The organism is Streptococcus sp. cx1 (assembly GCF_052384325.1).
In the GTDB taxonomy this organism is placed as follows: domain Bacteria; phylum Bacillota; class Bacilli; order Lactobacillales; family Streptococcaceae; genus Streptococcus; species Streptococcus salivarius_G.
In genome coordinates, this window is record NZ_JBQSUN010000007.1 from 12,655 (window position 1) to 25,286 (window position 12,632).

At 38.7% G+C, this 12,632-nt stretch carries 11 protein-coding genes; all 11 read left to right on the top strand.

The window, feature by feature from the left end; all coding sequences use genetic code 11:
* The 11 genes from ACT170_RS09180 (at position 1) to glnA (ending at position 12,524) form a co-directional block, all read left to right on the top strand.
* Entirely contained in the window at positions 1-1,275 is a 1,275-nt protein-coding gene (locus tag ACT170_RS09180) for a DNA recombination protein RmuC (protein ID WP_183137345.1), read from the top strand.
* Positions 1,265-2,206, top strand: a complete 942-nt coding sequence (locus ACT170_RS09185) for a 3'-5' exoribonuclease YhaM family protein (protein WP_048674989.1) — start codon at positions 1,265-1,267, stop codon at positions 2,204-2,206. The genes ACT170_RS09180 and ACT170_RS09185 overlap by 11 nt, the downstream gene beginning before the upstream one ends.
* A gap of 93 nt (positions 2,207-2,299) precedes the next feature.
* A complete protein-coding gene (gene purR / locus ACT170_RS09190; RefSeq protein WP_002891918.1) occupies positions 2,300-3,115 on the top strand; it encodes a pur operon repressor in 816 nt (271 codons plus the stop codon).
* Between the two features lie 228 nt (positions 3,116-3,343).
* Positions 3,344-3,757, top strand: a complete 414-nt coding sequence (gene rpsL, locus ACT170_RS09195; protein WP_002884809.1) for a 30S ribosomal protein S12 — start codon at positions 3,344-3,346, stop codon at positions 3,755-3,757.
* A gap of 18 nt (positions 3,758-3,775) precedes the next feature.
* Positions 3,776-4,246, top strand: a complete 471-nt coding sequence (gene rpsG, locus ACT170_RS09200; protein ID WP_002884746.1) for a 30S ribosomal protein S7 — start codon at positions 3,776-3,778, stop codon at positions 4,244-4,246.
* Positions 4,247-4,458: 212 nt separating this feature from the next.
* Positions 4,459-6,540: an elongation factor G gene (gene fusA / locus ACT170_RS09205; RefSeq protein WP_002884537.1), complete on the top strand. Its 2,082-nt coding sequence runs from the start codon at positions 4,459-4,461 to the stop codon at positions 6,538-6,540.
* A gap of 187 nt (positions 6,541-6,727) precedes the next feature.
* A complete protein-coding gene (gene gap, locus ACT170_RS09210; protein ID WP_014635067.1) occupies positions 6,728-7,738 on the top strand; it encodes a type I glyceraldehyde-3-phosphate dehydrogenase in 1,011 nt (336 codons plus the stop codon).
* Between the two features lie 955 nt (positions 7,739-8,693).
* The gene (locus tag ACT170_RS09215; protein ID WP_048790113.1) at positions 8,694-9,893 is read left to right on the top strand and encodes a phosphoglycerate kinase; all 1,200 of its coding nucleotides are present in this window, start codon (positions 8,694-8,696) and stop codon (positions 9,891-9,893) included.
* A 187-nt stretch (positions 9,894-10,080) separates the two neighbouring features.
* The gene (locus ACT170_RS09220) at positions 10,081-10,584 is read left to right on the top strand and encodes an FUSC family protein (protein ID WP_048790112.1); all 504 of its coding nucleotides are present in this window, start codon (positions 10,081-10,083) and stop codon (positions 10,582-10,584) included.
* A 173-nt stretch (positions 10,585-10,757) separates the two neighbouring features.
* The gene (locus tag ACT170_RS09225) at positions 10,758-11,132 is read left to right on the top strand and encodes a MerR family transcriptional regulator (RefSeq protein WP_008535631.1); all 375 of its coding nucleotides are present in this window, start codon (positions 10,758-10,760) and stop codon (positions 11,130-11,132) included.
* 48 nt (positions 11,133-11,180) lie between these two features.
* Positions 11,181-12,524, top strand: coding sequence for a type I glutamate--ammonia ligase (gene glnA, locus ACT170_RS09230; RefSeq protein ID WP_002884322.1), 1,344 nt, complete (start codon positions 11,181-11,183; stop codon positions 12,522-12,524).
* The last annotated feature ends 108 nt before the right edge of the window (positions 12,525-12,632 follow it).

The following is a 12,632-nucleotide window of genomic DNA, read 5'->3' on the forward strand; positions in this document are numbered from 1 at the left end:
ATGATCTATCTACTTACACTTTTAACTTTATTAAGCTTGGGGATTCTTATTGCTCTTTTCTTGAAGAATATGGAGTTAAAAGAACAGATTAATAAGAGTTTGGAAGAAAATGCAGATAATCTTTCAGATCAAGTTTCGTTTCAATTGGAATCTTTTGCTAAGACAAATCAACTGGAAACGACAAAGCAATTGAACCAATTGCAGATGGAACTATATCAACAGTTGACAGATATCCGAGAGGTTTTACATCAAAATTTGTCTGATAATCGAGACCGTTCCGACCAACGCCTTGAGCAAATAAACCAAAGCTTAACCAAAGCTGTTAAAGATATGCAGGATTCCAATGAGAAACGTTTGGAACAAATGCGTCAGACAGTTGAAGAGAAACTTGAGCAAACCTTACAAACACGTTTACAAGCCTCTTTTGAGACGGTTTCAAGACAATTAGAGTCGGTTAACCAGGGCTTGGGGGAAATGAAAAATGTAGCCAAGGATGTTGGAAGTCTTAACAAGGTCCTTTCAAATACAAAAACACGAGGTATTTTGGGAGAGCTTCAATTAGGGCAAATTATTGAAGACATATTGACTGTTAATCAGTACGAGCGAGAATTTCCTACGGTATCAGGTTCAAGTGAACGAGTTGAATATGCAATCAAAATACCAGGAAACCATAAAGATGAATATATCTACCTTCCCATTGATTCTAAGTTTCCTTTGGAAGATTACTATCGTCTGGAAGATGCTTATGAGTCTGGTAATAAAGAGGAGATTGAGAATCACCGTAAGTCACTTCTGACTAGTATTAAGCGATTTGCAAAGGATATTAACAAGAAGTATCTTAACCCACCTGAAACTACAAATTTTGGCATATTATTTTTGCCGACGGAAGGACTTTATGCTGAGGTAGTACGCCAACCAGCCTTCTTTGACGCCCTTCGTCGCGAAGAGAATATTGTTATCGCAGGGCCGTCAACCTTATCAGCACTCTTGAATTCATTGTCTGTAGGATTTAGAACTTTGAATATTCAAAAGAATGCGGATGATATTAGTAAGATTTTAGGCAACGTCAAACTAGAGTTTGGCAGGTTTGGAGATATGTTAGCTAAAGCTCAGAAACAATTGAATACAGCAAGTAAAACCGTCGATAGTCTTCTTAACACAAGGAGTAGGGCAATTGTTAGAGCTCTTGATACAATTGAAACCTATCAAGACAGTGCGACACAAAGTTTGTTGGATTTACCACGATTAGAAAACGAGGACAAGCATGAAGATTAATCAAATGAAAAAAGACGAGTATTTTGAAGGTTTTTATCTGATTAAGCGTGCAGAGGTACGTAAGACAAGAGCAGGAAAGGATTACATTGCCTTTACATTCCAGGATGATACTGGAGAGATTTCAGGCAACCTATGGGATGCTCAGCCTTATAATGTCGAAGAATTTACCGCAGGTAAAGTAGTGCATATGGAGGGCCGTCGAGAGGTTTATAATAATACTCCTCAGGTAAACCAAATTACCTTACGCTTGCCTACATTTGGTGAGCCAAATGATCCGGCTGATTTCAAAGAGAAACCACCAGTAAATCCTTCCGAAGTACGCGAATACCTAGAGCAAATGATTTTCAAGATTGAGGAAGCAACTTGGCAGCGTGTTGTTCGTACCCTCTATCGAAAGTATAATAAAGAGTTTTTCACTTTTCCAGCTGCTAAAACAAATCATCATGCCTTTGAAAGTGGACTAGCCTATCATACAGCTACTATGGTTCGCTTAGCGGACAGCATTGGAGATATTTATCCAGAGCTCAATAAGAGTCTACTCTTTGCCGGAATTATGCTTCATGATTTAGCTAAGGTTATTGAACTTACTGGTCCTGAAAATACTGAGTATACGGTTCGTGGAAACTTGATTGGTCATATTGCTTTGATTGATGAAGAAATCACTAAGGTGCTCATGGAGCTCAATATTGACGATACGCGTGAGGATGTCGTTGTTTTGCGTCATGTTATTCTCAGCCATCATGGACAACTAGAGTATGGTAGTCCAGTGCGCCCCCGTATTATGGAGGCAGAAATTATTCATATGATTGATAATCTTGATGCCAGTATGATGATGATGACGACAGCCCTTAACCTAGTAGGTCCAGGAGAAATGACAAATCGTCTCTTTGCTATGGATAATCGTTCTTTCTACAAGCCAAAATTTGATTAAAATCGAAATTAAGCGAGCATTTCATATGAAAATGTTCGTTTTTTGCTGTATTATGGTATAATAGTTAAAAAGTACAGAAAATATAGGTAACATATGAAATTAAAACGAAGTGAGCGCATGGTAGTGATTTCAAACTACCTGATTAATAATCCTTATCAATTGACAAGCCTCAACACCTTTGCAGAACGTTATGAAGCTGCAAAGTCTTCAATCTCAGAAGATGTTGCTATCATTAAAAAAGCTTTTGAGGAAAGTCAAATAGGAGAAATCGAAACAGTAACTGGTGCATCTGGTGGCGTTATGTTTACACCGACTATTTCTGATGAAGATGCAAGAAGTCTGGTTGAAGATCTTTGTAAACGTCTTTCCGAGAGTGATCGTATCTTACCAGGTGGTTATCTCTACCTATCTGATTTATTGAGTACACCGTCTATTTTAAAAAATGTTGGTCGTATCATTGCCAGTGCCTTTAAAGGACAAAAAATTGATGCCGTTATGACAGTTGCAACCAAAGGAGTTCCTTTAGCAAATGCAGTAGCAGATGTCTTGAACATTCCATTTGTTATCGTTCGTCGTGACTTGAAAATTACAGAAGGTTCAACCGTATCGGTAAACTACGTTAGTGGTTCAAGTGATCGTATTGAAAAGATGTTCCTTTCAAAACGTAGTTTGAAACCAAATAGCCGCGTCCTTATTGTTGATGATTTTCTTAAAGGTGGCGGTACCATTACGGGTATGATTAGCTTGCTTTCAGAATTTGATAGTGAGTTAGTAGGTGTAGCTGTATTCGCAGAAAATGCTAAAGGCGATCGTGATATCCATGAATATAAATCATTACTTACTGTTTCTGACATCGATGTAAAAGCACAGAAGGTAGAAGTTGAAGTCGGTAATATTTTTGATAAATAATTAATCTACGATAGTATTCCTAATTTAACGATTAGGAATTTTTCTTTTTAACAAGAAAGTCTTGACAATAATCATCAAAAAATGATACTATATTAGACGGTACTTTTTACTTTTGGTCTCTCAAAAGTGTACAGAGACGTGCTGACATAAGTTGCAAAAGTACACAAAGATATGGGCTGTCACCAAGTGCCATATCAACCAAAAATAAAAAAACACAGGAGAATGTAGATGCCTACAATTAACCAATTGGTTCGTAAACCACGTCAATCAAAAGTTGTTAAATCTAAATCACCAGCTTTGAACGTTGGTTACAACAGCCACAAAAAAGTTCAAACTAACGTATCTTCACCACAAAAACGTGGTGTTGCAACACGTGTTGGAACAATGACACCTAAGAAACCTAACTCAGCCCTTCGTAAATTCGCTCGTGTACGTTTGAGCAACCTTATCGAAGTTACTGCTTACATCCCAGGTATCGGACACAACCTCCAAGAACACAGCGTTGTTCTTATCCGTGGTGGACGTGTAAAAGACCTTCCAGGGGTACGTTACCACATCGTCCGTGGTGCACTTGATACTGCAGGTGTAGCTGATCGTAAACAAAGCCGTTCTAAATACGGTGCTAAACGTCCTAAAGGATAAGAAGGGAGATAAGATAAAATGAGTCGTAAAAATAGAGCGCCTAAACGCGAAGTATTGGCAGATCCATTGTACAATTCAAAAATCGTTACACGTCTTATCAACCGTGTAATGCTTGACGGTAAACGTGGTACTGCTGCAACAATCGTATACGATGCTTTCGAGCAAATCAAAGAAGCAACTGGAAACGATGCTCTTGAAGTATTTGAAACAGCTATGGACAACATCATGCCTGTACTTGAAGTACGTGCACGTCGTGTCGGTGGTTCAAACTACCAAGTCCCAGTTGAAGTTCGTCCAGAACGTCGTACAACTCTTGGTCTTCGTTGGTTGGTTAACGCATCACGTGCGCGTGGTGAACACACTATGAAAGATCGTCTTGCAAAAGAAATCATGGATGCTGCAAACAACACTGGTGCATCAGTTAAGAAACGTGAAGATACTCACAAAATGGCTGAAGCAAACCGTGCCTTTGCACACTTCCGCTGGTAATCATAAGTTTCAAGCTGAATTACAGTCATATATTCATAAGCTAAGATTATGGATTTGTAATAGGCTGACTCTGAATTCAAATAATATTATTCATATCATTTGAAAACCAGTTAAATATTAGTGAAAAAACGGGTAGGTCCTGCCTATCCGTTTTTTGACAATAATGTTATAATAAATAAGTAAACTAAAATATTTATAGGAGAATAAACCTAATGGCACGCGAATTTTCACTTGCAAAAACTCGTAATATCGGTATCATGGCCCACGTCGATGCCGGTAAAACAACTACAACAGAGCGTATCCTTTACTACACTGGTAAAATCCACAAAATCGGTGAAACTCACGAAGGTGCATCACAAATGGACTGGATGGAGCAAGAACAAGAGCGTGGTATCACAATCACATCTGCCGCTACAACAGCACAATGGGATGGTCACCGCGTTAACATCATCGATACACCAGGACACGTGGACTTCACAATCGAAGTACAACGTTCACTCCGTGTATTGGATGGTGCCGTAACCGTTCTTGACTCACAATCAGGTGTAGAACCTCAAACTGAAACAGTTTGGCGTCAAGCAACTGAGTATGGTGTTCCACGTATCGTATTTGCCAACAAAATGGATAAAATCGGTGCAGACTTCCTTTACTCAGTAAGCACACTTCACGATCGTCTTCAAGCAAACGCACACCCAATCCAATTGCCAATCGGTGCTGAAGATGATTTCCGTGGTATCATTGACTTGATTAAAATGAAAGCTGAAATCTATACTAATGACCTTGGTACAGATATTCTTGAAGAAGATATTCCAGCTGATTACGTTGATCAAGCAAACGAATACCGTGAAAAATTGATCGAAGCAGTTGCTGAAACTGACGAAGATTTGATGATGAAATACCTTGAAGGTGAAGAAATCACTAACGAGGAATTGAAAGCAGCTATCCGTCGTGCAACAATCAACGTTGAATTCTTCCCAGTTCTTTGTGGTTCTGCCTTCAAGAACAAAGGTGTTCAATTGATGCTTGATGCGGTTATCGATTACCTTCCAAGCCCACTTGATATCCCTGCAATCAAAGGTATCAACCCAGATACAGACGAAGAAGAAACTCGTCCAGCATCTGATGATGAGCCATTTGCAGCTCTTGCCTTCAAGATTATGACTGACCCATTTGTAGGTCGTTTGACATTTATCCGTGTTTACTCAGGTATCCTTCAATCAGGTTCATATGTAATGAACACATCTAAAGGTAAACGTGAACGTATCGGACGTATCCTTCAAATGCACGCTAACAGCCGTCAAGAAATTGAACAAGTATACGCTGGTGATATCGCTGCTGCTATCGGTTTGAAAGATACTACAACTGGTGACTCATTGACTGATGAAAAAGCTAAAGTTATTCTTGAGTCAATCGAAGTTCCAGAACCAGTTATCCAATTGATGGTTGAGCCTAAGACTAAAGCTGACCAAGATAAGATGGGTATCGGTCTTCAAAAACTTGCTGAAGAAGATCCAACATTCCGTGTTGAAACTAACCCTGAAACTGGTGAAACAGTTATCTCTGGTATGGGTGAACTTCACCTTGATGTCCTTGTTGACCGTTTGAAACGTGAACACAAAGTTGAAGCAAACGTTGGTGCTCCACAAGTATCTTACCGTGAAACATTCCGTGCTGGAACACAAGCACGTGGATTCTTCAAACGTCAATCTGGTGGTAAAGGTCAGTTTGGTGATGTTTGGATTGAATTTACTCCAAATGAAGAAGGTAAAGGTTTCGAATTCGAAAATGCTATCGTCGGTGGTGTGGTTCCACGTGAATTCATCCCTGCAGTAGAAAAAGGATTGGAAGAATCTATGGCTAACGGTGTCCTTGCTGGATACCCAATGGTTGACATCAAAGCTAAACTTTACGATGGTTCATACCACGATGTCGATTCATCTGAAACTGCCTTCAAGATCGCTGCATCTCTTGCACTTAAAGAAGCTGCTAAGACTGCACAACCAACTATTCTTGAACCAATGATGCTTGTAACAATCACTGTTCCTGAAGAAAATCTTGGTGATGTTATGGGTCACGTTACAGCTCGTCGTGGACGTGTTGATGGTATGGAAGCACACGGTAACAGCCAAATCGTTCGTGCATATGTTCCACTTGCTGAAATGTTCGGTTATGCAACAACACTTCGTTCTGCAACTCAAGGTCGTGGTACATTCATGATGGTATTTGACCACTATGAAGATGTTCCTAAATCAGTTCAAGAAGAAATCATCAAGAAAAATTCTGGTGAAGCTTAATTAGAACTTATAAAGTTAGGGTACTTATGAAAGTAAGTGCCTTTTCTATTTGCAATTTTTTGAAAAAAATTATATAATATGACTGTTGAAAGGTTGAATTGAAAGCGTTCAAGTTAATCTTTTCACAATAGGGAGAGCTTGCTCTCAAAATTATATTTATTTGATTTTCATAAGGAGGAAATCACTAATGGTAGTTAAAGTTGGTATTAACGGTTTCGGTCGTATCGGTCGTCTTGCTTTCCGTCGTATCCAAAACGTAGAAGGTGTTGAAGTTACACGCATCAACGACCTTACAGATCCAGTTATGCTTGCACACTTGTTGAAATACGACACAACTCAAGGTCGTTTCGACGGTACTGTTGAAGTTAAAGATGGTGGATTTGAAGTTAACGGTAAATTCGTTAAAGTTTCTGCTGAACGTGACCCAGAACAAATTGACTGGGCTAACGACGGTGTAGAAATCGTTCTTGAAGCAACTGGTTTCTTTGCTACTAAAGCAGCTGCTGAAAAACACTTGCATGCTGGTGGTGCTAAGAAAGTTGTTATCACTGCTCCTGGTGGATCAGATGTTAAAACAGTCGTATTTAACACTAACCACGATATTCTTGATGGTACTGAAACAGTTATCTCAGGTGCTTCATGTACTACAAACTGTTTGGCTCCAATGGCTAAAGCTCTTCATGACAACTTCGGTATCGTTGAAGGTTTGATGACTACTATCCACGGTTACACTGGTGACCAAATGGTTCTTGACGGACCACACCGTAAAGGTGACCTTCGCCGTGCTCGTGCTGCTGCAGCTAACATCGTTCCTAACTCAACTGGTGCTGCTAAAGCAATCGGTTTGGTTATCCCTGAATTGAACGGTAAATTGGACGGAGCTGCTCAACGTGTTCCTGTTCCAACTGGTTCAGTAACTGAATTGGTAGCAGTTCTTGACAAGAACGTTACTGTTGATGAAGTAAACGCAGCTATGAAAGAAGCTTCTAACGAATCATACGGATACACTGAAGATCCAATCGTATCTTCTGATATCGTAGGTATGTCATTCGGTTCATTGTTTGACGCAACTCAAACTAAAGTTCTTGACGTTGACGGTAAACAATTGGTTAAAGTTGTTTCATGGTATGACAACGAAATGTCTTACACTTCACAACTTGTTCGTACTCTTGAATACTTCGCGAAAATCGCTAAATAATTCAATTGTATAAAAAGAAGAGCTTCGGCTCTTTTTTTATTTCCAAAATAATAAAACAGCCGTATAAATAGGCTGTTATAATCTCAGTAGGATTGTGATTTATGAATAAGCTAGAAGGCATTCCAAATGAGTAGAAAGAGCAGGACACAACCCCAGGAGTTTTTATTATGTTTTTGTATAGCTAGCATACCATAAATAAGTATAAAAACGGTAAGTGATTCAAATAGGGTATAGATATCAAAACCAATAATTCCATGGATAAGGAGGCAAAAAATCGCACAAGTTATTGCCCCACTATCTAACCAAATGTAAGGAGATGGAAAACGTATGCGTATCTTTTCAGCGATGACTACATAGTTAAATCCTTCCTAGAATCCCCAAATAAGACAGATGAATGGGTATGTCAGGATATTACTAGGAAATGATTGGCTCATTACTTCTTTTGTTAATTGTATTGATTGAAGCGGTAGATAGGAATGAATCTGATGAGTAATTCCTTTAAATATGATAAGTGGTAGGGCTACAAGAAGAGATTGAAAAAGGGTGGTAACTAGATTTTTGGTGATTAATCCAAAGTGTCTGAAAGATTCTTTGCGATAAAGCATAACAGTGCTGGTTCCTAAGCCTGCGATGGCAAATTGACAACTAGCTAATAAGATTAATCGCAGCCATAGCGGTACTGAGGTTTGGTTAGTGTATGAAAAAAGAGTTGGTTTAAGAGTAAGAAAGAGGAGCAGAGGAACAAGGGTAAGAATAAGGATTACATTTAGATCATGGTCAGCTTGTTTCTGCTTCTTGTTTAGCTGTTTTTCATGGATATTCGACCTTTCTATTTAGATTATATGCTAAATGTCTTATACTCGCAATAAGCTAGAAATCCTTCTGATTTTGCTATCTCTTTTATGCATTTTGTGATATAATGAAAACGTATTAAAAAATTAAGGAGTCTGATCAAATGGCTAAATTGACTGTTAAAGATGTTGACTTGAAAGGGAAAAAAGTTCTCGTTCGTGTTGACTTCAACGTACCTGTAAAAGATGGCGTGATCACTAACGATAACCGTATCACTGCTGCCCTTCCAACTATCAAGTACATTCTTGAACAAGGTGGACGTGCAATCCTCTTCTCTCACCTTGGACGTGTAAAAGAAGAAGCTGATAAAGAAGGCAAATCACTTGCTCCTGTAGCTGCTGACTTGGCTGCTAAATTGGGTCAAGACGTTAAATTTATCCCAGGTGTTACACGTGGTGCTGAATTGGAAGCAGCTGTTAACGCTCTTGAAGATGGACAAGTTCTCTTGGTTGAAAACACTCGTTTTGAAGATGTTGATGGCAAGAAAGAATCTAAAAATGATCCTGAACTTGGTAAATACTGGGCATCACTTGGAGATGGTATCTTCGTAAACGATGCATTCGGTACAGCTCACCGTGCACACGCATCTAACGTTGGTATCTCAGCAAACGTTGATAAAGCTGTTGCTGGTTTCCTTCTTGAAAACGAAATTGCTTACATCAAAGAAGCAGTTGAAACTCCAGAACGTCCATTCGTAGCTATCCTTGGTGGTTCTAAAGTATCTGATAAGATTGGTGTTATCGAAAACCTTCTTGCAAAAGCTGATAAAGTTCTTATCGGTGGTGGTATGACTTACACATTCTACAAAGCACAAGGTATCGAAATCGGTAACTCACTTGTAGAAGAAGATAAACTTGATGTTGCTAAAGCTCTTCTTGAAAAATCAAATGGTAAATTGATTTTGCCAGTTGACTCAAAAGAAGCTAATGCATTTGCTGACTACACTGAAGTGAAAGACACTGAAGGTGAAGCAGTAGACCCAGGTTTCCTTGGTTTGGATATCGGTCCTAAATCAATTGCTGAATTCGATAAAGCCTTGACTGGTGCGAAAACAGTTGTATGGAATGGTCCTATGGGTGTATTTGAAAACTCTGACTTCCAAGCTGGTACAATCGGTGTGATGGACGCAATCGTGAAACAACCAGGCGTTAAATCAATCATCGGTGGTGGTGACTCAGCTGCTGCAGCAATCAACCTTGGACGTGCAGATAAATTCTCATGGATCTCTACTGGTGGTGGTGCTTCTATGGAACTTCTTGAAGGTAAAGAACTTCCAGGATTGGCTGCACTTACTGATAAATAAGTCTATTAGAATGAAAAGAGTTGGGAAACCAACTCTTTTTTGTGTCATCTCTTTGAATATTTAATAGAGGCTAAAATTATTATTGGGAAGTAAATTTCTCTCAAAAAATTGCGATTATTAGTTTGAACTTTGCGTCATAATACTGTAGAAGTAGCCAAAAGTTTCATAATCATGTTAAAATAGTAAAATGGGATTGAAATTTGAACCGAAAAAATTTAAATTTGGTATGCGTACACTTAAGACGGGGATTGCTGTCTTTCTTGTTTTAGGTCTTTTTTCTGCTTTAGGTTGGGAAGGGCTTCAGATTGGTTGTTTGACAGCAGTCTTTAGTCTTCGAGAAAACTTTGATAGAAGTATTCAGTTTGGTAAATCACGTATTTTTGCGAATACGGTTGGAGGTCTTTTGTCGCTATTATTTTACTTTGTGAATATGTGGTTTCATCATTCAGTTTGGGTGACCTTGCTATTGGTTCCAATTTTGACAATGTTAACGATTGTCATTAATGTGTCTTTTAATAATGCTTCTGGTGTTATTGGAGGGGTGGCTGCACTTTTGATTATTACCTTGTCTATTCCGCCTGATAATACTTTTACTTATGTTATTGCTAGAGTCTTTGAAACATTCTGTGGAGTCTTTATAGCAATCCTTGTCAATTATGATTATGATTGGCTACTTAAACATTTAAAATAAGAATGATAGGGTTCTATTGGACTCTATTTTTTATGATTTTTCGATAAAATCCTTAAATTAGAGCGAATATACAATGTAATGTTCGGTAATTGCTCATTGTGTAAGAAAAAGTGACATAAACTGTTGACATGTAGAAATATTCAGAATATAATTGTTAGGAAAGGAGGATGATCATGGCAAGAGAGAAAGAATTAAGGCGTTCTCTAGCTGTTTTTCCGATTGGAACAGTTATGAAGTTGACGGATTTAACCGCTCGTCAAATTCGTTACTATGAAGATCAAGGTTTAATTCAACCTGAACGTACAGCTGGAAATCGTCGGATGTACTCATTAAATGATATGGATCGTTTATTGGAAATCAAAGATTTTTTGGATGATGGTTACAATATTGCAGCGATTAAACATGAGTACGAAGAGCGTGAAGTTCGTGCCCAACAAAAACAAGTGGCTTTAACAGATGCGGACGTTCGACGTATCTTGCATGATGAACTCCTTCAGCAAGGCCGTTTTACGACCCCGTCACAACAATTTGGTAACTTGCGTATCTAATTACGCTTTGAACTTTTATTTTTGGTTTTTATAAAGGAGACCCCTATTATGGCAATCACAGCAGCTGATATTCGTCGCGAAGTCAAAGAGAAGAATGTTACTTTCTTGCGTTTAATGTTCTCTGATATCCTTGGTGTTATGAAGAACGTTGAAATTCCTGCGACAGATGAACAGTTGGATAAGGTACTTTCAAATAAAGCTATGTTTGATGGTTCATCAATCGAGGGATTTGTTCGTATCAACGAATCTGATATGTATCTTTACCCAGATCTTGATACGTGGACAGTTTTCCCTTGGGGCGATGAAAATGGTGCAGTAGCTGGTCTTATTTGTGATATCTATACTTCTGCGGGTGAACCATTTGCTGGTGACCCTCGTGGTAACTTGAAAAAAGCTTTGCGTCATATGGAAGAAGTTGGTTATAAATCATTTAACCTTGGACCAGAACCAGAATTTTTCCTTTTCAAATTAGATGAGCAAGGTAATCCTACGCTTGAAGTTAACGATAAAGGTGGTTATTTTGACCTTGCTCCAACTGACCTTGCAGACAACACACGCCGTGAAATCGTTAATGTGTTGACAGAAATGGGATTTGATGTTGAGGCATCTCACCATGAAGTGGCGGTTGGTCAACATGAAATCGACTTCAAGTATACAGATGTTTTGAAGGCTTGTGATAATATCCAAATTTTCAAATTGGTTGTTAAGACAATCGCTCGTAAACATGGTCTTTATGCGACATTTATGGCGAAACCTAAATATGGTATTGCTGGTAGCGGTATGCACTGTAACATGTCTCTCTTCACTGAAGAAGGAAATGCATTCTTTGATCCAGAGGATCCACGTGGTATGCAATTGTCTCAAGACGCCTACTACTTCCTTGGTGGTTTGATGAAACATGCATATAACTATACTGCAATTATTAACCCAACAGTTAACTCTTACAAACGTTTGGTTCCTGGATATGAAGCTCCTGTATATATTGCATGGGCAGGTAGCAACCGTTCACCATTGATCCGCGTTCCTGCGTCTCGTGGTATGGGTACACGTTTGGAATTGCGTTCAGTAGACCCAATGGCAAACCCATACTTGGCACTTGCTGTTCTTTTGGAAGCTGGTCTTGATGGTATTATTAACAAGATTGATGCTCCAGATCCAGTTGAAACAAACATTTACTCAATGTCTCCTGAAGAACGTAAAGAAGCAGGTATTATTGATTTGCCATCAACACTTCGTAACGCTCTTAAAGCATTGGAAACAGATGAAGTGGTTCGTCAAGCTTTGGGTAATCATATCTATACAAACTTCCTTGATGCGAAACGTATGGAATGGGCAAGCTATGCTACCTTTGTTTCACAATGGGAAATTGATAACTACTTGGATATTTATTAAGAAATTAAATTTGAAAATCAGGTTATGCCTGGTTTTCTTTTTCTTTTTAATTTATTAAGTTCTTGGACAAATTACGTAGTTTTAACTGAGCTGTTTTCTTTTGTCATA

What these genes read in the sequence shown, in the direction of transcription:
- ACT170_RS09180 (WP_183137345.1), top strand. Translation starts at nt 1, where the DNA reads ATGATCTATCTACTTACACTTTTAACTTTATTAAGCTTGGGGATTCTT.
- ACT170_RS09185 (WP_048674989.1), top strand. Translation starts at nt 1,265, where the DNA reads ATGAAGATTAATCAAATGAAAAAAGACGAGTATTTTGAAGGTTTTTAT.
- purR (WP_002891918.1), top strand. Translation starts at nt 2,300, where the DNA reads ATGAAATTAAAACGAAGTGAGCGCATGGTAGTGATTTCAAACTACCTG.
- rpsL (WP_002884809.1), top strand. Translation starts at nt 3,344, where the DNA reads ATGCCTACAATTAACCAATTGGTTCGTAAACCACGTCAATCAAAAGTT.
- rpsG (WP_002884746.1), top strand. Translation starts at nt 3,776, where the DNA reads ATGAGTCGTAAAAATAGAGCGCCTAAACGCGAAGTATTGGCAGATCCA.
- fusA (WP_002884537.1), top strand. Translation starts at nt 4,459, where the DNA reads ATGGCACGCGAATTTTCACTTGCAAAAACTCGTAATATCGGTATCATG.
- gap (WP_014635067.1), top strand. Translation starts at nt 6,728, where the DNA reads ATGGTAGTTAAAGTTGGTATTAACGGTTTCGGTCGTATCGGTCGTCTT.
- ACT170_RS09215 (WP_048790113.1), top strand. Translation starts at nt 8,694, where the DNA reads ATGGCTAAATTGACTGTTAAAGATGTTGACTTGAAAGGGAAAAAAGTT.
- ACT170_RS09220 (WP_048790112.1), top strand. Translation starts at nt 10,081, where the DNA reads ATGGGATTGAAATTTGAACCGAAAAAATTTAAATTTGGTATGCGTACA.
- ACT170_RS09225 (WP_008535631.1), top strand. Translation starts at nt 10,758, where the DNA reads ATGGCAAGAGAGAAAGAATTAAGGCGTTCTCTAGCTGTTTTTCCGATT.
- glnA (WP_002884322.1), top strand. Translation starts at nt 11,181, where the DNA reads ATGGCAATCACAGCAGCTGATATTCGTCGCGAAGTCAAAGAGAAGAAT.